Origin of the sequence: Rhodococcus antarcticus (assembly GCF_026153295.1) — a bacterium.
GTDB classification, from domain to species: Bacteria; Actinomycetota; Actinomycetes; order Mycobacteriales; family Mycobacteriaceae; genus Rhodococcus_D; species Rhodococcus_D antarcticus.
In genome coordinates this window covers 2,388,781-2,410,703 of sequence record NZ_CP110615.1, presented here as the reverse complement: position 1 = coordinate 2,410,703, position 21,923 = coordinate 2,388,781, and the positions used below count along the sequence as shown (strand labels likewise).

Here is a 21,923-nt window from a genome sequence, read left to right as displayed (position 1 = left end):
CACTGTGCTCCTCGGCAGCCCGCCGGCCGGTCAGCGCCGCGGGCCGGTGCGCCGCCGACGGCCGAAGCAGGACGAGCGCGCAGCCCGCGGCCAGGGCGAGGGCGCCGAGCAGGGGCTGGTCGGCCGCGTCCACGTCCGTGCTGGCCAGACCCCGCCGCGGCCGCGCGCACGACCGGGTTCCGTCGAGGCAGCGGCCGTAGGTGGTGCTGGCGTGGCTGGTCCAGGTGTTGCTGGCCGGCAGGCCGCGCCGAGAGCTGTGCACCGGGTGTCTCCGCCTTGGTGGACTGCTGGGCGCCGGTGGTGGAGGGGCTGAGCGACCTGCGCAGCCTTGGGCACGGTGGCGACCGGGCCGTGAACGCCGGGCCGAACAGCGGGGACGGTTTCCTCGTCGGTCCGGGGTGCTGTGCCGGCTCGGACCCGTCGTGGCGGCCGTTCCCGAGTCGCCGCGTCCCGCACCGTGTGTCACGGTGACGGCGAAGCTGACGCTCCGCCGCGCGGGCCTCAGCCCCACCGGCCACCCCTGAGCTCGAGGTGAGAACCGCCATGACCGACCCACAGCGCCTCGACCCACCGCCCTGGGCCCGCCCGACGACCGGTGCCGTCGTGCTTGGCGGTCCGGTGGCCGGGTCGAGGACGGCGCCGGCCGTCGACACCCTCGGCAGGGTGTCCTCCGCGGGGCCGGTCGGCGTGCTCCTGCCCCGGCCCGGTCTCTCGCGCGGCACCCGTCGCGCCCACCCCCGCGACCTGTGGTGACCGCTCGCCGGTCGGCGGTCACGGTTGGTGCTGGTGACGTGCGTGGCCACGCCATCGTTCTGCCCCGCGGGCTCCGCCCTGTCACCGTCGACCCATGACGACCACCGCGCGGTCCCCGATCGTGCCGAGCCGCGTCACTGCCGCCGGCCGTGACCGGTGAGCCCCACCGCTGAACCGGCCGCCGGGCGCACCCCGCGTCCCAGTGCCCACGACCCGGCGCGTCCGGTCGTCCTCGTCACGGGGGCGTCGCAGGGCATCGGGCGGGCCACCGCCGAGCTCTACGCCGCCCGCGGTGCCAGGTTGGTGCTGTGCGCCCGGTCCGTCGACGCGCTGGTCGAGGTCGGTGCGGTCTGCGAGGACCTCGGCGCCGCGGTCGAGGTCGTCGCCACCGACGTGACCGACGACGCCCAGGTCGAGCGGGCCGTCGCGGCGGCGCTCGCACGCTTCGGGCGCCTGGACATCTGCGTCCACGTCGCTGGGGTCTCGGCCTACGGCCACCACACCGACACCACCGCGGACGTCTTCGCCCACGTCATCAGCACCAACCTCGTCGGGGCGGCGAACGTGGCCCGGTCGAGCCTGGTCGTGTTCCGGGCGCAGGGCGCCGGGACCCTCGTCGTCGTGGGATCGGTGCTCGGTCGCGTCGCGGTGCCCGGGATGGGGGCCTACGTCGCCTCCAAGTGGGGGCTGCGCGGACTGGTGCGGGTGCTCCAGCAGGAGAACCGGGACCTGCCCGGGGTACGGGTGACGTCGGTGGCACCGGGGTCGGTGCGGACTTCGATCTACTCCAGCGCCGTGGGGGGCAGCGAGCACGGCGCCACCCCGCCGCCGCCGTCCACATCGCCCCGGACCGTGGCCCGGGCGGTCCGTGCCGCAGCCGCCCGCGGCTCGCGCGAGCACGACGTGGACGCCGTGGGCGGCCTCGGCAACAAGGTGCTGGCCGCGGCGTTCACCCTGGCGCCCGGGGTCTTCGACCGGCTCATCGGCCCCCTCGTCCGCACGCTGAGCACCACCGCCCTGCCACCGGCCGTCGGCCCGGGCAACCAGCAGGACCACCGGTGACGGACCCGACCGTCCGGTCGTCCACCGCCCCGCGGTGGGTGACGGGGTCCGGACCGGTCCACGCGGACCGCCGGTTACCCAGGCCCCGCGCCCGCGCCCGCGCCCGGATCGGCGTCGACGTGGGCGATGAGCTCGGGGTCCGAGGAGACGATGCGGTCCATCTCCTCGCCACCGTCGCACGTCACCAGCGCAACGGTGAGGCTGGTGACCGTGCGCGCGGAAACCCGCCAGCCGCCTCCCGCGGTCGTCCAGCGGATCAGGCGAGCAAGGTCAGGACCGGCAGGCGACGAGCCCTCGACGGCGGGTGCGTCCACGGTGGTCCACCCTTCGTCCGGGGCACCGGCTCGACCGGCTGGACGAGGTGGTCGTGACCCACGAGCCTGACCGTCCCACAGCGCCGCCGCGGCGCGCACCCCACCCGGGACCCGCGTCGCCCGTCGGGAGCTCCCGGACCACCGGTCGATAGCCTCCGCACGACGGGGGAACCGACGAGGAGGAGCGCTGGATGGTGTCCTGTGAGCTGGCCGGCAAGACCGTGGCGGTGACGGGCGGGGCGCGTGGCATCGGTCTTGCCATCGCCCGCGCGTGCAGCGACGCCGGTATGTCGGTCGCCATCGGTGACCTGTCGGCGGACGCCAGCGCGGCGGCGGCACGGTCGTTGCCCGGACCGGCGTGCGGCCTGGTGGTGGACGTCCGCGACCGCGCGTCGTTCGCCACCTTCCTCGACGGAGCTGAAGCGCAGCTCGGCCCGTTGCACGCGGTGGTGAACAACGCCGGTGTGCTGCGCACGGGGCCGTTCGCGGACGCCTCCCCGGCTGATGTCTCGCTGCAGGTCGAGGTGAACCTCGGCGGGGTCCTGACGGGCACCCAGCTCGCGCTGGAGCGGTTCCTGCCGCGCGGCGGTGGTCACGTCGTCAACCTGGCGTCCACGGCGGCCATGGTCGCCGCTCCCCAGGGCGCGACGTACTCGGCCACGAAGCACGCGGTGCTGGGTTTCACCCGTGCACTGCGGGGGGAGCTGAGGGGGTCCGGGGTGCTCACGACCGTGGTCGTGCCCGGCGTGGTCCGGACCGGGATGACCGGTGGGTTCCGGCGGGCGTGGGGTGTGCGGACCGTGGAACCCGAGCTGGTCGGCAGCGCGGTGGTGGCGGCCCTGCGGCGCGGTACCCCGGAGATCTACGTACCGCGGGAGGTCGCGCTCCAGGGTCGGCTGTTCACGGTCCTGCCGGCCAGGATCGCCGACCAGCTGTCCCGGCTGACCGGCGCCGCACGGGTCATGCACTGAGCCGACGGCCGAGGCACGTCTCGGAACACCGAGGTCACGAGCACGTCGGGCTCGTCGGGCTCGTCGACGGAACGCTTCCACCCGGCGACCCGTTCCGGTTCAGGACCGTTCCGGTTCGCCGCTGTCCGGCAACGGTGGCGCGGAGCCCGCTCACCACGGCGGACCGGGGGCCGGCCCCGGCGCGGATCGTTGCGGTGCGGCGGACCGTCGAGGTGCTCGTGACGTCCGCGGTGACGTGCACCTCGACGCCGATGTGCGCGAGCTCGCGGCGTTCCTCGGCGGAGAGCCCGCCCCACACGCCGTGCGGCTCCCGCGCCGCGACGGCGTGGCTCCGGCACTGCAGCTGCACCGGGCACTGCCGACACAGCGACTTCGCCACCATCTCGCGCTGTCGACGGGCATCGCCGCGCTCGTCGTCGGGAGGGAAGAAGATCGCCGGGTCGAAGCCACGGCACAGACCGTGGAGCTGCCAGTCCCCGGGGTGGGTGTTCGGGCCCGGCAGGGCTGCGGGGCGCGGAGCGGAGTGGGCCACGAGCACGTCTCCCGGGAGACCACGAGCCTGGGGTTGGACGTCCGGTGGACGCGATGGGCTCCCGGTCCGAACCCTTTCTCGAACATAGACCACGATGCGACCGTCGGCCTCGTGGACGCCGGAGCGGACCGTGCAGGACGCTGCGCAGGAGCTGGGTGTGGACCGGACGTGGCCGCGGTTCGGGCCCGGGCTGGGCCGCCTGGGGGTGCGCAGCGCGCTGTCGATGCCCCTGGTCGGGTCGGAGGGGGTGCCAGCAGGAGAACCGCAGTGTCCGTCCTCGCGCAGGGCATCGTCGAGCAGGCCGGCAGCCGGTCGCGCGCCCGGCGCACCGAGAGCTGACCGTCCGGACGCAGGGACCCGCACCTGCGATGCCATCTCGTCGCACCGTGCGGACCGAACGCGCGTAGCGTCTCGCTCCTGAGACCACGGGGTGCGGGTACCGACCCGCGCCGGGACTCGGACCCTGCACCCCGCGGTCTGCCGGGCGCGGGGACCAGGCTCCACGAGCACGGCGTCGTCGGAGCGTCCCCCGAGGTTCCTCGTGGATCTCTCCCGTGCCCTGGCCGCCGAGCTGGCCGTGCTGACCGACGCCCTGGACGACCCCGACGCGGACCTGCAGTCGCAGGTGCACCGTCTGGGTGCGGTGGTCGGGGTGTCGGTGTCCTCGTTCATGGGTCTGCGCCTGACGGTGCTGGTGGACGGCTACCCGTTCACCATCACCGCCATGGGTCGGGGCGCCGGTGGCACCGGCCCGGGAGCTGTCGGTGCCTCGGTGCTCATCACGCTGGAGCCTGCGGGCCGGTGGGGTCCCCGCAGCAGCGTGGTCTTCTACGCGGGCACGCCGGGGGCGTTCGTCGACCTCGCCGCGGATGCTGCCCGGCAGGACCCAACACCGGGGGCGGTGGTCCTGGACGCCCACCTCGATGATCCCGACGGGGCGCACCCGGTGTCGGGTACGTCGGGGTGGGCGGAGATCTCGGTGATCAACCAGGCCCTCGGGGTGGTCATGGGCGGAGGCCGCACCCCGGCCGAGGCCCGGGTGGTCCTGGACGCCCGGGCGGCGGGTACCGGGCTCGGCATCGTGGCCACCGCCCGAGAGGTGGTGGCCGCCGCCGCGTCCCGGAACCCACCCCTCGACTCGGACGACGACCTCGACACGGACGACGGCCTCGACACGGACGACGGCCTCGACGACGACCTGGACGACGACGACCCCGACGGGGGCGTGACGGGGCCGGGTCCGGACCTGCTGTGAGGCGGTGCTTGCCGTCGTGCTGCTCCGGCGGGCACAGTGGGGTTACGTCGGTCGACGTCCCCGTTCGGAGCGTGTGCGGGCCCTGCAGTGCAGCGCCTGAACGGTGGTGAGCCCCGGTGGTCGAGGAACGTGTCCTGTCGACGGTGTTGTCGGAGTTCGCCCGCACCCTGGTCACCGATTTTCCGATCCAGGCGATCCTGGACCACCTCGTGCAGCGCATCGTGGGTGTCCTGCCCGTCACCTCGGCCGGGGTGACGTTGATCGACCGCGGCCGCGACCCGCACTACATCGCCGCCTCCGACGGTGCCGCGCTGCGCTTCGAGCAGCTGCAGTCCGAGCTGGGGCAGGGCCCGTGCCTGCTCGCCTGCTCCTCCCAGCGGCCCGTGGCCATCGCGGACCTGGCCCTGGATGCGGTGTTCCCCGTGTTCTCCCCGGCCGCGGTCGCCGCCGGGTGTGCGGCGGTGTTCACCTTCCCGCTGCGCCACCCCGCGGGGTGCCTGGGAGCCCTGGACCTCTACCGGGACACCCCCGGCGACCTGAGCGACGAGGACACGGAGGCCGCGCAGACCCTCGCCGACGTGACGGCGGCGTACCTGCTGAACGCCCAGGCCCGGGAGGACGCCGCCAGGGCCGCCGACTACCACGAGCACACGTCGACGCACGACGCCCTGACCGGGTTGGCGAACCGCAGGCTGTTGCACGAGCGCCTCATCCACGCCGCGGCGCGGGCGACCCGGAACCACAGCACGTCGGTGGTGGTGTTCTGCGACCTGGACCGGTTCAAGCAGATCAACGACGTCCACGGCCACCAGGCCGGCGACGAGCTGCTGCTGGCGGTGGCGCACCGGCTGTCCGGGCTGGTCCGCCCCGGCGACACCCTGGCCCGGGTGTCCGGCGACGAGTTCGTGTTCCTGTGCGAGGGCCTGACCGGCGTCGACGACGTGCACCGGGTTGCTGACCGGGTGGATGCCGCGTTCGGCCACCCGTTCGTCCTCGGTGGGATCACCTTGTCAGTCACGGCCAGCGTGGGGGTGGCCCACTCAGGCCCGGGGGAGGAGCTGACCGAGGTGCTCATCCACCGCGCCGACGCGGCGATGTACGAGGCGAAGCGGCTCGGTGGGGCCAACCACCAGGTCGTCGACCTCGGGACCGGGGTCCAGACCCACGACCGGGCCACTCTCGAGCAAGACCTGCGCCGTGCCGTGGACCACCGCGAGCTGTCGGTGCTATACCACCCGGTCGTGGCCCTCACCGACGGGGCGGTGGTCGGGGTGGAGGCCCTGCTGCGCTGGACCCACCCCACCCGGGGTCCGGTACCCACGGCGGTGGTGGTGGAGATCGCGGAGAGCACCGGGCTCATCGGTGACATCGGGGCGTGGGTGCTGGAGCAGGCGTGCGCCGACCACGCCCGGTGGGCCTCCACGCACCCCGGCATCGCGTTGGAGGTGGCGGTGAACGTGTCCACCCACCAGCTCGTGCACCCCGACTTCCCGAGGCTGGTCGCGGACGTCCTTCGCCGCACCGGTACGGACCCCGGCCAGGTGGTCCTGGAGTTGACCGACAGCGACGTCGTCGACGACGGCGACCGGGTCCTGATCGCCCTGACCGCGCTGAAGGCCCTGGGTCCGCGGCTGGCCCTGGACGACTTCGGCACCGGCTGCTCGTCGCTGTCCCACCTGCGCCGGCTCCCGGTGGACATCGTGAAGATCGACCAGGGCTTCGTCGCCGATCTCGACGACACCCCAGCAGGGACGGCGATCATCGACGCGGTCACCACCCTGGGCCACGTCCTCGGGATGGCCGTGGTCGCTGAGGGCGTCGAGACCACCGACCAGCACCGGCAGGTGAAGGCGGTGGGGTGCGACCTCGCCCAGGGCCACCTCTACGCCCGGCCCCTGACCGCCACCGAGATCGACGAGCGGCTGACCGAGGCCTCACCGGGACCGTGGCGGGTTGCCGGGGAGGCGGCCGCCGTGGCGTGACCGGGTGCCCCCCGGGGGCAGCGGGCAACGCGTCGACCGGGTACCTCCAGCGGCGGGTGGGAGTGACGAGCAGGGGATGGTGCAGGGATGTACGGGGTGCACAGCGACACGTGGAAGAAGGCGGTGGCCGCCCTGTGGTCGTGGGCGGAGAACCACGGCGACATCGGCACCCTGCCCCCAGGTGTGGCGGTGGAGGGGGTGGTGCTGTCCCGGTGGGTCAGCGCCCGCCGCCACGAGCGTCGCACCGGCGAGCTGGGCGACGAGCAGGTCACCCAGCTGGAGGCGCTGCCGGGGTGGTCCTGGGGTGCTGGGCAGCAGGAGGCGTGGGCCACCACCTTCGCCCTGCTCTGCGCGTACGCCGCCGAGAACGGCACCGCGCGCGTCCCGACAGGCCACACCACCGGTGGTGTGCGGCTGGGGGCGTGGGTCAGCCGGCAGCGCACGGCCCACCGGAGCGGCAGCCTGCCCACCGACCGGGCCGCCGCCCTGCAGCGGCTGGCCGGGTGGGAGTGGAACCCCGGCAGCTGAGCACACCCGCAACCGCCCGGCCGGCGTGCTGACGACGCGATCGCGGGGCCGAGGGACGGGTGGTGCACCCCAGGACGCACGGTCCTGGGCTGCACCACCTGCGTGTCCTGCGGGTGAGTGACGGGGATTGAACCCGCGACAACCGGGATCACAACCCGGTGCTCTACCAACTGAGCTACACCCACCACGGTCCCGGTCGCCCGGGAACCTCGCACAAACTACCGCCTGGGTGGCCGGTCACGAAATCGGGTTCAGCCCCCGGCGAGCAGGTCCGCGGCCACGGCCTTCACCTCGTCCGACGACGGGCCCGGCTGGGGCACGAACGCGGTGCGCCGGTAGTAGGCCAGCTCGCGGATGCTCTCGGTGATGTCGGCCAGCGCCCGGTGGGCGAGCCCCTTCTCCGGCTGGCCGAAGTAGATCCGTGGGTACCACCGGCGGCTGAGCTCCTTGATCGAGCTCACGTCGATCATCCGGTAGTGCAGGTGCGCGTCCAGCTCGGGCATGTCGCGGGTGAGGAACCCGCGGTCGGTCGCGATGCTGTTCCCGCACAGGGGGGCGGTCCGCGCCTCGGGGACGAACCGTTGGACGTAGGCGAGCACCTGCTGCTCGGCGTCGGCCAGGGTGAGCGTGGCTGCCCGCACCTCCTCGGTGAGCCCGGAGTGGGCGTGCATCTTCTGCACCACCTCCGGCATCCCGGCCAGCGCCTCGTCGTCCGCGTGGATCACCAGGTCGATGCCCGGGTCCAGGACGTTGAGATCGCTGTCGGTGACGAGCACCGCGATCTCGATGAGCTTGTCCGTCGCCAGCTCGAGCCCGGTCATCTCGCAGTCGATCCACACCAGCTTGTCCTGCATTGGACCACCCTATCGACGGTCCCCGTCAGTACTGTCCCGACCCATGAGCGAGCAGACGCCGAGCGAGCAGACGCCCACGCAGGAGATCGCGGCCGGCTACGCCACCGGGGGCGCGGCGGTGGAGCTGGGCACGGTGGTCGTCGACGGCACCGTCGACCCGTCCGCCCGGGTGCGCATCCCGCTGGCGATGATGAACCGGCACGGCCTCGTCGCCGGGGCCACGGGGACCGGCAAGACCAAGACCCTGCAGCTCATGGCCGAGCAGCTCGCGGCGGCGGGCGTGCCGGTGGTGATGGCCGACATGAAGGGCGACCTGTCCGGGCTCTCCGCCCCCGGCCAGAGCTCCGACCGGGTGACCACCCGCGCCACCGACACCGGTGACACCTGGGCGGCAACGGGTTTCGGGGTGCAGTTCCTGTCCCTGGGCACCGACGGGATCGGCGTCCCCGTGCGGGCCACCATGACCAGCTTCGGCCCGCTGCTGCTGAGCAAGGTGCTGGGTCTGAACCCCACCCAGGAGTCCACGCTCGGGCTGATCTTCCACTGGGCCGACCTGCAGGGACTGCCGCTGCTGGACCTCAAGGACCTCCGCGCGGTCATCAGCCACCTGACCAGCGACGAGGGCAAGGCGGACCTCAAGGGCATCGGCGGGGTGTCCTCGGCCACGGCCGGGGTGATCCTGCGCGCGCTGGTCACGCTGGAGGCCGACGGCGGGGACACGTTCTTCGGCGAGCCGGAGCTGGACCCCGCCGACCTGCTGCGCGTGGTGGAGGGGCGCGGGACCATCAGCCTCGTCGAGCTCGGCGCCTCCGCGGCCCACCCCGCACTGTTCTCCACCTTCCTCATGTGGCTGCTGGCCACCCTGTTCGAGGACCTGCCCGAGGAGGGCGACCTGGACCAGCCCAAGCTGGTCTTCTTCCTCGACGAGGCGCACCTGCTGTTCGCCGACGCGTCCAAGGCTTTCCTGGCGCAGGTGGAGCAGACCGTCCGGCTGATCCGCTCCAAGGGGGTGGGCATCTTCTTCTGCACCCAGATGCCGACCGACATCCCCAACTCGGTCCTGTCCCAGCTCGGCGCCCGGGTGCAGCACGCCCTGCGCGCGTTCACCCCGGACGACCAGAAGGCGCTGGCGCGGACGGTGAAGACCTACCCACGCACCGCCCACTACGACCTGGAGACCGCGCTGACCTCGCTCGGCACGGGGGAGGCGGTGGTCACCGTGCTGAGCGAGCGGGGCGCCCCCACCCCGGTGGCGTGGACCCGACTGCGGGCCCCCCGCTCGCTGATGGACACCATCGGGGACCCGGCGATCACGGCCGCGGCGGCCGCCAGCCCGCTGCACGCCACCTACTCGGCGACGGTGGACCGGGAGTCGGCCTACGAGAAGCTCGCGGCCAAGCTCGCGCCCGCCCCTGCCACGGAGGACGCACCGGCGCCCGAGCAGCGCCACGACCAGCCGGATCAGGACCAGCAGGACCGGGAGGGGGTGTTCAGCCAGGTGCTGGGCAACCCGGCGGTGAAGAGCTTCCTGCGCTCGGCGGCCTCGGCTGCGGGCCGGGAGATCACCCGGGGGCTGTTCGGCACCCGCAAGCGCTGATCCCGGGCCGGCGCACGCCGCGGGAGCCGCGGGCACACTGGAACCGTGCTGTCCTCCCTGGCCCCGGCCCGCCGTCGGCTCGTGCTCGCCCTGCTGGGGATCGGGGTGGTGGCCGTGGCCGCGGGGGGCCTCGCGCTGGTGGCCGGGCGGTCGAGCGACGCGCCGGTGGCCGCGGTCGACCAGTCCGTCCCGGGCCCGGTGCTCCTGGTTCCCGGCTACGGCGGCTCGACGGAGTCGCTGACCGTGCTCGCCGACCGTCTGCGCGCCGCCGGGCGCGACGCCACCGTGGTGGACCTGCCCGACGGCGGGACGGGGGACCTCGCCGTGCAGGCCCGGACGCTCGCCGACGCGGCGGACGCCGCACGCAGCCGTACCGGGGCGGGATCGGTGGACGTGGTCGGCTACTCCGCCGGAGGCGTGGTGGCGCGCATCTGGGCCAAGGACCTCGGCGGCGCCGCGGAGGCCCGGCGGATCGTCACCCTCGGCTCGCCGCACCACGGCACCCAGCTCGCCGGGCTCGCGGCGGGACTCGTGCCCGGTCAGTGCCCGACGGCCTGCCGGCAGCTCGCGCCGGACAGCTTCGTGCTCAGCGCGCTGAACTCCGGTGACGAGACCCCGGACGGGCCGCAGTGGGTATCGTTCTGGACGACGAGGGACCAGGTGGTGACGCCGCCGCGCTCCGCCAGCCTGGACGGCGCACGCGACGTGCCGGTGCAGGACGTCTGTCCGTCGGCGACGGTGGACCACGGGAACCTTCCGCGCGACCCGGTGGTCGGCGCCCTGGTGCTGGCCGAGCTGGGGTCGGGCCCGACCGTGACCCCGGGCTCCGGCAGCTGCGCGACCTACGGCGGCCCGCGCTCCTAGCTGGTGATGTCCTTCGAGGTGAAGCTCGCCCACGCCGCACCCACCAGCACCACCACGTACACGGCCTGCAGCCCGATGCCCCGCGTGATGTCCCGCAGCGGCACCGGGTCCCGGAACAGGTCGGTGAACGCGAGCCAGTACCGCGTCGGCAGGTACGGCTGCACCGCCCCGGCCGCGTCGAGGGTGAGCAGCAGCGAGGACGCGATGAGCAGGGCCAGCGCGCCGATGGTGGCCGCGAGCGGGGAGTCGGTCAGGGTCGAGAGGAACAGGGCCATGGCCGCGACGCCCAGCATGGACAGCGTCACGTAGCCCACGGCCAGGGCGGTCCGCAGTGCCACCTGCTGGCCGCTGAGCACGGTGCCCGAGACGCTGGTGGCCGCGAGCGTCGACGTGCCGAACAGCGTCGTGCCGACGAAGTACGCGGTGCCGGCCACCACCACCACCGCGAGCAGCACGAACACGACCACCGACACGAGCTTGGCCACGAGGAGCTTGGTGCGCCCGACCGGTCGGGCGAGCAGGTAGCGCAGCGTGCCGGCCTGGGCCTCCCCGGCGATGGCGTCCCCGGCCACCACGGCCACGGCCACGGGCAGGAACAGCGGGAGCACGATGGCCAGGGCCGCCAGCGGGAAGAGCTGACCGTTGGCGAGCACGGCCGAGAGGAACGCCGGGCCCTGGCCCGGGCGCGGGCCGACGTTGGTGACCGACACGAGCACGGCCACGATGGTCGGCAGCAGGTCCAGCAGCAGGATCACCACCCACGTGCGGGGACGGCGGAGCAGGGCGCGGAGCTCGACGCCGATCACGCGGCGGCCCCGGCTCGGAGGCTCGGGGCCTCGGCGCCCACGTGGTCCGAGCCCGGACCGGTCGCCGCCAGCACCGCGTCCTCCAGGCTGCGACGCTGGTCCACGAGCTCGCGCACCCGCACCCCGTCCGCGACGAGCAGCGCGTTCAGCCGCGCCGGGTCCGGGTGTGCCACCACCAGGCGCTGGCCGTCCCGGTCGACCACCTCCGCCTCCGTCACCCCGGAGAGCAGCGCCACGGCGTGCGAGGGGTCGGGGGTGTGCACCACCACCCGACCGGTGGGGCGGGTGAGGGCGCTGAGCTGGTCCTGCACCACCAGCCGACCCCGGTCGAGCACACCCACCCGGTCGCACAGCTGCTCCACCTCGGCCAGCAGGTGGCTGGAGAGGAACACCGTGGTGCCCTGGGCGTGCAGCCCGAGCAACAGCTCCCGGATCTCGCGGATGCCCTGCGGGTCCAGGCCGTTGGTCGGCTCGTCGAGGACGAGCAGCTCCGGGGTGCGCAGCAGGGCGGCGGCCAGGCCGAGTCGCTGCCGCATGCCCAGGGAGTAGTTCTTCACCGGTCGGCGCCCAACGCCCGCGAGCCCCACCTGCTCCAGCGCGTCGGAGACCCGGGTGCGGCGGGTGCGGCGCGAGCCCCCGGGCCCCGCGGCGTCGAGCATCGCGAGGTTGGTGCGACCGGAGAGGTTGCGGTACGCCGCCGGGCCCTCGATGAGCGCGCCGACGCGAGGCAGCACCGAGTGCCGGCTGCGCGGCATCGGCTCGCCGAGCACCTCGATGGTCCCGGAGGTGGCCAGCACCAGCCCCAGCAGCATCCGCACGGTCGTGGTCTTGCCGGAGCCGTTGGCGCCGAGGAAGCCGTAGATGTCACCTGCGCGGACGTCGAGGTCGACGGAGTCCACCGCCCGCAGCGAGCCGTAGCGCTTGGTCAGCCCGGTGGTGCGGATCATGCGGAGCCTCCTGTGGCGAGCTGCTGGGCGGCGGCGGTGAGGGTGTCGGCGGTGACCGTCCCGGAGATGATCCAGCTGGTCCCGTCCGCACCGCGGGTGGTCAGGCGCAGGTTGAGCGGACCGACACCGACACCCACACCGTCCGCGTCGACCACGGCTCCCGGGGTGGCCTCGAGCTGGTCGCGGAGTCCATGGGTGTCCCGGCCGCGCAGGGGGATCGCCGCGAGCAGGGTCACCCCGCTGCCGTAGATCCCCACGGCGCCGGCACCCACCCGCTCGCGGGCCGGGAGCCCGGCGAGCGTGGTGGGCGGCACGGCGTCGGAGTGCTGGTCGGCCAGCGCCGCCAGGTCGGTGGGGCCCTGCCGCTCCACCTCGGCTCCGGGCGGCGGGGTGAACGAGGTGGTCGCGGCGTCCGGGACCGCGGTCGAGAAGTCGAGGAACGACGTGGTGACCACGGGACGGGTGGCGCCGTCGCCGAGCACGTCCACCCGCAGCGGCAGCCCCGTGCCGGGGTCGACCCAGACGTCCACCTCTCTCACCGTGGTCCGCGCGTCGGCGGCCACCAGGCGCAGCCCCGGAGCATCGACCCCGGCCACCCGCACGGCGGGCAGCCGGCTCACCTCCGACGGCTCGGCCTCGCTGAGCAGTCGCCGACCGAGCTCGGTGGGCAGCAGGTCGGCCTCGCGGGGCAGCCGCAGCGCCGGGTCCGTGCTGAGCACCGCACGGGCGGCCTCGTAGTCCCATGACCAGGTCTGCAGCCCGTCGCGGTAGAGGTCGCGCTCGCCGGTGAGCAGCACGGTGTCCACCCGCCACCGGTCCGAGCCGAGGAACCAGGTGCGCATGGTCGTGGTGTCGCCCAGCAGGTTCGTCAGCGAGCTCAGCGGGTCGGTGACCGGCAGCACCACCCCACCGGTGGACTGGGCGTAGCCGGAGTAGGGGATCTCCGACGACCCCCGGACCCGGGCGAGCAGCCCGGCGGCGGAGACGTCGGTGTCGCCGACGGGCAACCGGGCGACCACGGAGGGGGCAGCGGCCAGTGCTGCCACCGCCAGGACCACCACCGCCCAGCGCCAGCTCACCCTCACCCGCTCGACGGTACGGCCGAACCGGGTGGCGTGCGCGTGAGGAACGGTGCTCACCGTGGCGGGCGTGCTCCCGTCCCCGCCGCGCTGGCGGAGCGGGCGTGGCTCACCAGTGCACGCCGGGCAGCAGTCGCATGAAGGCGACGGCCGCGCGGGAGGCCTGCTTGACGCCCGGGGCGGAGGGCACCAACGACCCCCCGGACGAGGCGGGCGCGTCGGCGTCGACGGGCGAGACCACCTTCTTCTCCCCGCGCGCGGAGGCCGAGTCGGGGAACACCCGGTAGGCCTGGTGCAGGATCGCGTCCTTGGTCTTGGGCGCGAGGGTGCCCATGAGCTCGCCCAGGGTGCCCACCGGGGTGTTGATCCGCTTGGGCCTGTCCTTGATCGCCCGCACGAGCATGGCGGCGGCCTCGTCCGGGGTGGCCGCGGGGAACGCGTCGTAGAGCGAGGTGGGCGCGATCATCGGGGTGCGCACCAGGGGCATCCGCACCGAGGTGAAGGTGATGCCGTCGTGCCACGTCTCGCTGGCCACCACCTCGCTGAACGCGTCGAGGGCAGCCTTGCTGGCCACGTAGGCCGAGAAGCGCGGCGGGTGGGTCTGCACGCCGATGGAGCTCACGTTGACCACGTGGCCCGTGCGGCGGGACTCCATGTGCGGCAGCAGCTCCAGCACCAGGCGCACGGCCCCGAAGTAGTTCACGGCCATGGTGCGCTCGAAGTCGTGGAACCGGTCGGTGCTCAGCGTGATCGAGCGGCGGATGGAGCGCCCGGCGTTGTTGACCAGCACGTCCACGTGGTCGTGGGCAGCGATGATCTCCTTGACCACGGAGGTCACGGAGTCCGGGTCGGTGATGTCGCAGGGGTAGGCGAAGGACTCCCCGCCGGCGGCGCGCACCTCCTGGACCACCTCGTCGAGCTCGTCGGCCCGGCGGGCCAGCAGGATCGTGACCGCCCCCTCGTCGGCCAGCTTCAGCGCGGTGGCCTTCCCGATGCCCGAGGACGCCCCGGTGATGACGACGACCCGCCCCACGAGCTCGCCGGCCGGGTCGTGGCGCCGGTTGCGGTCCGGGTCGAGGTTGGCCGCCCAGTAGCGCCACAGCACGTCGGCGTAGGTGCCGAGCTCGGGGGAGACGATCCCGCTGCCGCGCAACGCGTCCTGGGTCTGCTTGCTGGCGAAGGTGGCCGTGAACGTCAGGTGGTCGACCACCTCGGGGGGGATGCCCAGCTGGTCCAGCACGAGGTCGCGCACGGTGCTCACGCCCGGCACGCGGGAGACGGCCGCGCCGATCGCCCCGAACGGCACGAGCCAGGGGGCGGGCACGGTCAGCACCGGGGTGGGGGCGCCGGCGGCCGCGGCGAAGGCGCCGTAGACCTCGCGGACCGACTGCGGCCGGGGGTGCACCAGGTGGAAGGCCTTGCCGTCGCCCTCGGCGCGGTGCACCAGGTGCACGAGCGCCTGCGCGACGTAGTCGACGGGGACGATGTTGGTGGACCCGACGTCGGGGACCGCCACCGGCACGGCAGCCATCCCCGGGGCGAGCTCGCCGAGCCGGCGCAGGGCGCCGAAGAAGTAGTAGGGCCCGTCGACCTTGTCCATCTCGCCGGTCACCGAGTCGCCCACCACCACGCTGGGGCGGTACACCCGCCACGGGCCGGTGCACGTCTCCCGGACGAGCTGCTCGGCCTCGAACTTGGTCTGGTGGTACGGGGAGCCGAAGCTCTGGCCCCGGTCGAAGTCGCTCTCGGTGTAGCGGCCGCGGTGCTCGCCGGCCACGGCAACCGAGGACACGTGGTGCAGGGTGGCGCCCAGCCGGGTGGCCAGGGCGATCACCGACCGGGTGCCCTCGACGTTGGCGGCCCGGCTGACCTCCTCCGAGGCCGTCATGTCGTACACCGCGCCCAGGTGGATCACGTGGTCGGCCGCGCGCGGGCCCCGGCGGCCGAGGCCCAGGCCGGGGGCGGTGAGGTCGCCGACCAGCGGGTGCACCTTCTCCCCGCCGTCCCAGCCCGCCGCCATCGCCTCCAGGCGGGCGACGGAGGACTCGCGCACGAGCACGTGCACCGCCTCGACGTCGGTGCGCGCGAGCAGCAGCGGCAGGACGTGGCGACCGAGGAAGCCCGTGCCCCCCGTCACGACGTGGACGGTCATCGTCGGCCTCCTGGTGGTGGGTGTCCCGCGAACCTAGTGGTCCACGGCGGGCCGGGTCACGACCCACCGGTCGAGCCGGGCAGCTCGCGGGTCACCACCTTGCCGGTCGCGTTGCGGGGGAGCTCGTCCAGCAGCACCACGTCCCGGGGCACGCTGAACCGCGCCAGGTGCTTCCTGACGTGGGCGCGCACGGCGTCGGCGTCCACCCCGTCGCCCACCACGTAGGCGGCGAGCCGGGCGCCGAGCCGCTCGTCGGACACGCCCACCACCTTCACCTCGCGCACGCCGTCCACGGCCGCGATGACGTCCTCGACCTCGCCGGGGTACACGTTCTCCCCGCCGGAGACGACCATGTCGTCCGACCGGCCGTCCAGGTGCAGCAGCCCGTCGTGGTCGACGTGGCCGAGGTCCCCGGTGGACATCAGCCCGCCGAGCACCTCCTTGTCCTCGCCGGCGCGGGTGTAGCCCTCGAAGAGCATGCCGTTGCCGACGAACACCCGGCCCACGGTGCCCACCGGCACGGGTTCGCCGTCCTCGTCGACCACGGCCAGCCGCGTGCCCAGCGGCGGCCGACCGGCCGTGGAGGGCGCGGCCGCCAGCTCGTCCGGGGTGGCGATGGAGACCCAGCTGACCTCCGTCGAGCCGTAGAGGTTGTAGAGCACCGGACCCAGCTCGGCGAGCACCCGGCGGACCAGGGGCACGCCCAGGGCCGAGCCGCTGGCGGCGACGACCCGGAGGCTGGACGTGTCGTGGGCGCGCTCGGCGGGGGGCAGCTCGACGATCCGCTGCAGCATCACCGGCACCACGAACAGGGCATCGGCGTGGTGGGCCTGCACGTCGGTGAGCACCGTCGCGGCGTCGAAGCGGCGGCGCAGCACCACGGTGGAGCCCAGAGCCAGGCTCAGCTGCAGCGCCGCGAAGCCCCACGTGTGGAACACCGGCGCCGCGACCACGGTGGTCCGCCCGCTGCGCAGCGGGATGCGGGAGAGCACCGCCGCGGCGGGCAGCCAGCTGCGGGGCTCGGGGCGGTGGGCTCCCTTGGGGGTGCCCGTGGTGCCGGAGGTGAGCACCACGGTCCGGCCTCGGCGGGGGCGGGTGGGCAGCGGCTCGTCCGGGGCTCCGTCGACGAGCTCGGCGAGGGTGGGGGCGGCGAGGCCGGTGCCCTCGTCGGGGGCCCAGGCCTGCACCAGCACAGGGGCGTCCGGCCCGCTAGGCACCACGTCGGCGAACTCGCCGTCGGCCACCAGGAGGTCGACACCCTGCTCGGACACGACGTCCGCGAGCTGCCCGGCCGAGAGCCCGGTGTTCAGCAGCACCAGGTCCGCACCCAGGCGACCGGTGGCGCCGAGCACCTGCAGGACGCCGCGGTGGTTGCGGCAGAGCACGGCCACCCGGCTGCGCTCCCCGATGCCGCGGCGCTGCAGGGACCGGGCCAGCGCGCTGACGGAGGCGTCGAGCTCGGCGTAGGTCAGGCTGCCCGCGTCGTCCACCACCGCCGTCCGGCCGGGAGCGCGACGGGCGGAGATGCTGAGCAGCCCGCCGGGGGTGAGGTCCCAGCGGACCCAGGCCCCCGCCACCCCCGCGAGACGGCTCGGCCGCATGGGTCGGACGATCCCGGCCCGTGCGACCGGGACGAGTCCCCTCGCGAGATCGACGGCCGAGGTGAGGCGGGTGCTCAGCGGGGAGAGGTCCACGGGAGTCAACTTACCGGCGAGTAGGTATCGGTGGGAACGGCGTCTCAGCGGCCGCTGAAGCTCGGCTTCTCCTTGGCCAGGAAGCTGCGGACCGCACCGTGGTGGTCGGCCGTGCGGCCGAGGCGGGCCTGGGCCGCTCCCTCGGCGGTGAGGACCTCGACCAGGTGCGGGTCGGCCATCAGGGCCTTGGACTCGGCGTAGGCGGAGGTGGGACCTGCGGCCAGGTGGGCGGCCAGGGCGGCCGCACCGTCCGCGAGCTCGGCGGCCGGGAGCACGTCGCGGACCAGGCCCCAGCCCTGCGCCTGCTCGGCGGTGAAGGTCTCGGCCAGCAGCACGAGCTCGGCGGCCCGGGAGGAGCCCACCGCTCGGACGAGGCTCGCCGAGAGCCCGGAGTCGCAGGTCAGCCCGATTGCGGTGAACGCCGTGCCCATCCGTGCCCCGGCCGCCGCCAGCCGGAGGTCGCAGGCCAGGGCGAACCCGAGCCCGGCACCCACGCAGGTGCCGTTGATCGCCGCCAGCACGGGCTTGGGCATGGTCGCCAGCGCGACGACGATCGGGTTGTAGTGCTCGGTGACGGTGCTCAGCGCGGTGGAGGCCCCCGCGTCGAGGACCTTGGCGTGCTCGGCGAGGTCCTGGCCGAAGCAGAAGGCCCGGCCGGAGCCGGTGAGCACGACCGCACGCACCGAGGGGTCGGCCGCGACCTCGTGGAGGGCGTCGCGCAGCTGGGTCTTCACCGCCACGGACAACCCGGGCCTCAGCAGGGTGACGGTGGCGACCGCCCCCTCGCGGGTGGTGGAGACAGCGGCGTCCTCAGCAGTGGTCACCGCCGCAGCGTAGCCAGCGCGTGGTGCCCCCGGCAGGACTCGAACCTGCGACCTCGGGATTAGAAGGCCCTTGCTCTATCCACCTGAGCTACGGAGGCGTGCGGCCGAAGGGTAGCGGAGCGCTGCCGCAGGTCACGCACCTCACAGCTGCGCACCTGGGCCGACCGCCGCGCCGTGGGGCTCCTATCCTGGTCCCATGGCCGTCCGCGAAGCAGCGCCCGATCCCGTCTTCGCGGCGTCCCCCGCCGACGGCCCGCGCCCCACGGGTGGCCTGCTGGTCGCGGCCGCCGGCCTGGCCGGTCTGGTGGCCGCCGCCCTCGCGGCCGTCTCCACCGCCCGGGCCCTGGTGCTGCTCGGCCTGCCCGACCCGGGTGCTCTCACCACCTACGGGCTCCCCCTCGTCACCGGCGTCGGCGAGGTCGCGGCGGTCCTGGCGATCGGGTTCCTGCTTCTCGCGGCGTTCCTCGTGCCCCCCCAGCGCAGCGGTGTGCTCGACGTGGACGGCTACCGCGCGGTGCGCACGGCGAGCACGGCTGCGGCTGTCTGGTGCGTGTGCGCCGTCCTCATGGTCCCGCTGAGCCTGTCCGACACCTCCGGGCAGCCGCTCGCGGCCGCGTTGAGCCCGTCGGTCATCATCAGCTCGGTCGGGCAGGTCGACGTCGCGAAGTCGTGGGTGTGGACGGCCGCGCTGGCGTTCCTGCTCGCCGTGGGTGCCCGGGTGGTGCTGCGCTGGGGCTGGACCCCGCCACTGCTCGTGCTGGCGCTGGCCACCCTCCTGCCGCTCGGCCTGTCCGGGCACTCCTCGGGCGGCGGCTCGCACGACATCGCGACCAACAGCCTCGTCTTCCACATCGCGGCCGCCTCGATCTGGGCCGGCGGACTGGCCGCGCTGCTCGCGCACGCCCGACGCCGTGGCGCGCACACCGACGTGGCGACCCGGCGCTTCTCGGCGATCGCGCTCGTGGCCTTCGTCGTCATGGGGGTCACGGGGGTGATGAACGCGGCGGTGCGACTGCCCGTGTCCGACCTGCTGACGACCACCTACGGGCGCCTGGTGCTCGCCAAGGTCGCCGCGCTGGTGGTGCTCGGCGGCTTCGGGTGGGCCCAGCGGCGGAGCTCCGTGGCCGCGCTGGCCGCCGACCCCACCGCCCGGGGCCCGCTCGTCCGCCTCGCCGGGGTCGAGGTGCTCGTGCTGATGGCCACCATCGGTCTCGCGGTCGGTCTCAGCCGCACCCCGCCACCGGTCACCACGGAGATCCCCAGCCTCACCGACGTCGAGCTGGGCTACGACCTCGCCGGTCCGCCCACCCTGGCCCGGCTGGCCCTGGACTGGCGCTTCGACCTGGTCTTCGGCACGGCCGCGATCGTGCTCGCCGTGCTCTACGGGCTCGGCGTGCGGCGGCTTCGCGCCCGGGGTGACGCGTGGCCCGTCGGCCGAACGGTCGCCTGGATGTCCGGGTGCTTAGTCCTGCTCGTGGCCACCTCGTCGGGCGTCGGGCGCTACTCCACCGCGGTGTTCAGCATCCACATGGCCAACCATATGACCCTCTCCATGCTCGTCCCGGTGCTGCTGGTCCTCGGTGGGCCCGTCACCCTGGCGCTGCGCGCGCTGCCCACCGCGGGCAAGCAGGGTGTCCCCGGACCCCGCGAGTGGATCGTCCTCGCGCTGAACAGCCGGATCGCCCACGTCGTGTCGCACCCAGCCATCGCTCTCGCCCTGTTCGTGGGCAGCTTCTACGCCCTGTACTTCGGGGGGCTGTTCGACCTGGCCGCGCCGCACCACTCCGCGCACGTGCTGATGAACGCGCACTTCCTGCTCTCCGGCTACTTCTTCTACTGGCTGGCCATCGGCGTCGACCCCGCTCCCCGGACGCTCCCCCCGATCGGGAAGCTCGGCCTGGTCTTCGCGGCGCTGCCGTTCCACGCGTTCTTCGGCGTGATCCTGATGGGCACCACGCAGCTGCTCGCCGGCAGCTGGTACCGCTCGCTGGGCCTGTCCTGGAACAGCGACCTCCTGGGTGACCAGCGGCTGGGGGGAGGGATCGCCTGGGCCACCGGGGAGCTCCCGCTGCTGCTCGTCATGCTCGCGCTGGTCGTGCAGTGGTCGCGGGCGGACGAGAAGATCGCCAGGCGGACCGACCGGGCTGCGGTCAACGACGACGACGCCGATCTCGCCGCGCACAACGCGATGTTCGCCGAGCTGCGTCGCCGGGACTCCGCCCCCCGCGCCTGAGCAGCCCCGCCGGTCGTGATCTGATCGACGCGACACCGCCGTCACCGAACCGGAGGACCCCGTGCCCGATGCCGTCATCTGCGAGCCCCTGCGCACCCCGGTCGGCCGGTTCGGGGGGGTGTTCGCCGGCCTTGCGCCGCAGGACCTCGCCGTGGCCGTGGTCCGCGAGCTCGTGGCCCGGACCGGGATCACCGGCGCCCAGGTCGACGACGTCATCCTGGGGCAGGCGAACCCGTCGGGGGAGAACCCGGCCATCGGGCGGATCGTGGCCCTGGACGCAGGGCTCGGCATCGAGGTGCCGGGGCTGCAGGTCGACCGTCGCTGCGGGAGCGGCCTGCAGGCCGTGCTGCAGGCGTGCATGCAGGTGCAGACCGGAGCGAGCGACCTCCTGCTGGCCGGCGGCGTGGAGAGCATGAGCCAGGTCGAGTTCTACGCCCAGGGCATGCGCTGGGGCGTGCGGGGTGACGGCGTGCAGCTGGCCGATCGGCTCGCCCGGGGACGGGTGACCGCGGGGGGCCGCGACTTCCCCGTGCCCGGCGGCATGCTCGAGACGGCGGAGAACCTGCGGGCCGAGCTCGGCATCAGCCGTGCCGACCAGGACGCCCTGGCCGTCCGGTCGCACCAGCGGGCCGTGGCCGCGCAGGCCGCCGGCGTGTTCGCCGACGAGATCGTCCCCGTCGCCGTGCCGCAGCGGCGGGGCGCGGACGTGCTGGTGGACACCGACGAGCACCCGCGCGCGGACACCACCCTCGAGTCGCTCGCGAAGCTGCGGCCCGTGCGGCTGGCTGCGGACCCGGACTCCACCGTGACCGCGGGCAACGCGAGCGGGCAGAACGACGGCGCCGCGGTGTGCATCGTGACCACGCCCGAGCGGGCCGCGGCCCTGGGTCTGCGGCCGCTGGCGCGCGTGGTCAGCTGGGCGGTGGCCGGGGTGCCGCCGCGGACCATGGGGATCGGTCCCGTGCCGGCCAGCGAGAAGGCCCTGGGCCGGGTGGGCCTGGGGCTCGCGGACATGGACGTCATCGAGCTGAACGAGGCCTTCGCGGCCCAGGCGCTCGCCGTCACCCGCACCTGGGGGATCGAGCCCGACGACCCGCGGCTGAACCCGCACGGCTCCGGCATCTCCCTCGGCCACCCGGTCGGCGCCACGGGCGCGCGGATCCTGGCCACGCTGCTGCGCGAGATGGACCGTCGCGGTGCCCGGTACGGGCTGGAGACCATGTGCATCGGCGGCGGGCAGGGCCTCGCGGCGGTGTTCGAGCGGGTCTGACCGGGCGTCGGCGGCTGAGGCAGAGGCGCATCCCGCGGGCGCGGTGTCGTGGGACGCGGGCAGCCCGACGGCGCCCGGGACCCTGGCACAGCGCCCCGACAGAACCGGGCCGCACGGCCCTCGACGGGCCCGTCCGTCCACACCCGCCCGAGCTGTCCACAGGCACCGGAAGGCTCCGCCCACCCACCTCGGTCCCGACGCAGGCT

The 21,923-nt window shown here is 74.3% G+C and carries 17 protein-coding genes, 2 tRNA genes and 1 pseudogene; 10 read left to right on the top strand and 10 right to left on the bottom strand.

The genetic code is table 11. The features are described 5' to 3' along the window. Positions 1-543: 543 nt before the first annotated feature. The 3 genes from RHODO2019_RS11700 (at position 544) to RHODO2019_RS11685 (ending at position 3,100) form a co-directional block, all read left to right on the top strand. Positions 544-753, top strand: a complete 210-nt coding sequence (locus RHODO2019_RS11700) for a hypothetical protein (protein WP_265381966.1) — start codon at positions 544-546, stop codon at positions 751-753. A 156-nt stretch (positions 754-909) separates the two neighbouring features. Beyond that, entirely contained in the window at positions 910-1,815 is a 906-nt protein-coding gene (locus RHODO2019_RS11695) for an SDR family NAD(P)-dependent oxidoreductase (RefSeq protein ID WP_265381965.1), read from the top strand. 505 nt (positions 1,816-2,320) lie between these two features. After that, positions 2,321-3,100 (top strand): SDR family NAD(P)-dependent oxidoreductase, encoded by a 780-nt coding sequence (locus RHODO2019_RS11685; protein ID WP_265381964.1) that lies wholly within the window; start codon positions 2,321-2,323, stop codon positions 3,098-3,100. 244 nt (positions 3,101-3,344) lie between these two features. On the opposite strand, the pseudogene RHODO2019_RS11680 reads toward RHODO2019_RS11685, so the two are convergent. Continuing rightward, positions 3,345-3,632 (bottom strand): annotated as a pseudogene (locus tag RHODO2019_RS11680) (WhiB family transcriptional regulator); the annotation flags it as partial. 541 nt (positions 3,633-4,173) lie between these two features. On the opposite strand from RHODO2019_RS11680, the gene RHODO2019_RS11675 reads away from it, so the two are divergent. From RHODO2019_RS11675 to RHODO2019_RS11665, 3 genes are all read left to right on the top strand, one after another. Then, entirely contained in the window at positions 4,174-4,887 is a 714-nt protein-coding gene (locus RHODO2019_RS11675; protein WP_265381963.1) for a hypothetical protein, read from the top strand. A gap of 116 nt (positions 4,888-5,003) precedes the next feature. Beyond that, positions 5,004-6,869 (top strand): GGDEF domain-containing protein, encoded by a 1,866-nt coding sequence (locus tag RHODO2019_RS11670; RefSeq protein WP_265381962.1) that lies wholly within the window; start codon positions 5,004-5,006, stop codon positions 6,867-6,869. Positions 6,870-6,956: 87 nt separating this feature from the next. Then, a complete protein-coding gene (locus RHODO2019_RS11665; protein WP_265381961.1) occupies positions 6,957-7,397 on the top strand; it encodes a helicase associated domain-containing protein in 441 nt (146 codons plus the stop codon). A gap of 112 nt (positions 7,398-7,509) precedes the next feature. On the opposite strand, the gene RHODO2019_RS11660 is transcribed toward RHODO2019_RS11665, so the two are convergent. Then, positions 7,510-7,582 (bottom strand) — tRNA-His (locus RHODO2019_RS11660). Positions 7,583-7,648: 66 nt separating this feature from the next. Continuing rightward, on the bottom strand, positions 7,649-8,251 hold the full coding sequence (gene orn / locus RHODO2019_RS11655) for an oligoribonuclease (RefSeq protein WP_265381960.1): 603 nt from the start codon (positions 8,249-8,251) through the stop codon (positions 7,649-7,651). Between the two features lie 43 nt (positions 8,252-8,294). Here orn and RHODO2019_RS11650 point away from each other — a divergent pair, with 43 nt between their 5' ends. Together RHODO2019_RS11650 and RHODO2019_RS11645 are read left to right on the top strand one after the other, a co-directional pair. Continuing rightward, positions 8,295-9,848: a helicase HerA-like domain-containing protein gene (locus tag RHODO2019_RS11650; protein WP_265381959.1), complete on the top strand. Its 1,554-nt coding sequence runs from the start codon at positions 8,295-8,297 to the stop codon at positions 9,846-9,848. A 45-nt stretch (positions 9,849-9,893) separates the two neighbouring features. Then, the gene (locus RHODO2019_RS11645) at positions 9,894-10,712 is read left to right on the top strand and encodes a lipase family alpha/beta hydrolase (RefSeq protein WP_265381958.1); all 819 of its coding nucleotides are present in this window, start codon (positions 9,894-9,896) and stop codon (positions 10,710-10,712) included. Here the strand turns inward: RHODO2019_RS11645 and RHODO2019_RS11640 are convergent. The 7 genes from RHODO2019_RS11640 to RHODO2019_RS11610 all read right to left on the bottom strand — a co-directional run bounded on the left by RHODO2019_RS11640 (position 10,709) and on the right by RHODO2019_RS11610 (position 18,312). Further along, positions 10,709-11,518 carry an ABC transporter permease gene (locus tag RHODO2019_RS11640; protein ID WP_265381957.1) on the bottom strand — a complete coding sequence of 270 codons (810 nt, stop codon included), beginning with the start codon at positions 11,516-11,518 and terminating at the stop codon, positions 10,709-10,711. The two genes, RHODO2019_RS11645 and RHODO2019_RS11640, sit on opposite strands and share 4 nt — an antisense overlap. Beyond that, positions 11,515-12,465 (bottom strand): ABC transporter ATP-binding protein, encoded by a 951-nt coding sequence (locus RHODO2019_RS11635; RefSeq protein WP_265381956.1) that lies wholly within the window; start codon positions 12,463-12,465, stop codon positions 11,515-11,517. The genes RHODO2019_RS11640 and RHODO2019_RS11635 overlap by 4 nt, the downstream gene beginning before the upstream one ends. Beyond that, positions 12,462-13,604 carry a LolA-like protein gene (locus RHODO2019_RS11630; protein ID WP_265381955.1) on the bottom strand — a complete coding sequence of 381 codons (1,143 nt, stop codon included), beginning with the start codon at positions 13,602-13,604 and terminating at the stop codon, positions 12,462-12,464. The genes RHODO2019_RS11635 and RHODO2019_RS11630 overlap by 4 nt, the downstream gene beginning before the upstream one ends. Before the next feature lie 49 nt (positions 13,605-13,653). Next, a complete protein-coding gene (locus tag RHODO2019_RS11625; RefSeq protein WP_265381954.1) occupies positions 13,654-15,696 on the bottom strand; it encodes an SDR family oxidoreductase in 2,043 nt (680 codons plus the stop codon). A gap of 56 nt (positions 15,697-15,752) precedes the next feature. After that, entirely contained in the window at positions 15,753-17,390 is a 1,638-nt protein-coding gene (locus RHODO2019_RS11620; protein ID WP_265381953.1) for an AMP-binding protein, read from the bottom strand. Positions 17,391-17,434: 44 nt separating this feature from the next. After that, the gene (locus RHODO2019_RS11615) at positions 17,435-18,214 is read right to left on the bottom strand and encodes an enoyl-CoA hydratase/isomerase family protein (protein WP_265381952.1); all 780 of its coding nucleotides are present in this window, start codon (positions 18,212-18,214) and stop codon (positions 17,435-17,437) included. Between the two features lie 21 nt (positions 18,215-18,235). Beyond that, positions 18,236-18,312 (bottom strand) — tRNA-Arg (locus RHODO2019_RS11610). 98 nt (positions 18,313-18,410) lie between these two features. On the opposite strand from RHODO2019_RS11610, the gene RHODO2019_RS11605 reads away from it, so the two are divergent. Together RHODO2019_RS11605 and RHODO2019_RS11600 are read left to right on the top strand one after the other, a co-directional pair. Then, positions 18,411-20,447 carry a bifunctional copper resistance protein CopD/cytochrome c oxidase assembly protein gene (locus RHODO2019_RS11605; protein WP_265381951.1) on the top strand — a complete coding sequence of 679 codons (2,037 nt, stop codon included), beginning with the start codon at positions 18,411-18,413 and terminating at the stop codon, positions 20,445-20,447. Between the two features lie 61 nt (positions 20,448-20,508). Then, a complete protein-coding gene (locus tag RHODO2019_RS11600) occupies positions 20,509-21,717 on the top strand; it encodes an acetyl-CoA C-acetyltransferase (RefSeq protein WP_265381950.1) in 1,209 nt (402 codons plus the stop codon). Positions 21,718-21,923: the final 206 nt, after the last annotated feature.

Coding starts and splice junctions, on each gene's coding strand:
- RHODO2019_RS11665 (WP_265381961.1), top strand. CDS start 6,957: ATGTACGGGGTGCACAGCGACACGTGGAAGAAGGCGGTGGCCGCCCTG.
- RHODO2019_RS11700 (WP_265381966.1), top strand. CDS start 544: ATGACCGACCCACAGCGCCTCGACCCACCGCCCTGGGCCCGCCCGACG.
- RHODO2019_RS11605 (WP_265381951.1), top strand. CDS start 18,411: ATGGCCGTCCGCGAAGCAGCGCCCGATCCCGTCTTCGCGGCGTCCCCC.
- RHODO2019_RS11650 (WP_265381959.1), top strand. CDS start 8,295: ATGAGCGAGCAGACGCCGAGCGAGCAGACGCCCACGCAGGAGATCGCG.
- RHODO2019_RS11635 (WP_265381956.1), bottom strand. CDS start 12,465: ATGATCCGCACCACCGGGCTGACCAAGCGCTACGGCTCGCTGCGGGCG.
- RHODO2019_RS11685 (WP_265381964.1), top strand. CDS start 2,321: ATGGTGTCCTGTGAGCTGGCCGGCAAGACCGTGGCGGTGACGGGCGGG.
- orn (WP_265381960.1), bottom strand. CDS start 8,251: ATGCAGGACAAGCTGGTGTGGATCGACTGCGAGATGACCGGGCTCGAG.
- RHODO2019_RS11625 (WP_265381954.1), bottom strand. CDS start 15,696: ATGACCGTCCACGTCGTGACGGGGGGCACGGGCTTCCTCGGTCGCCAC.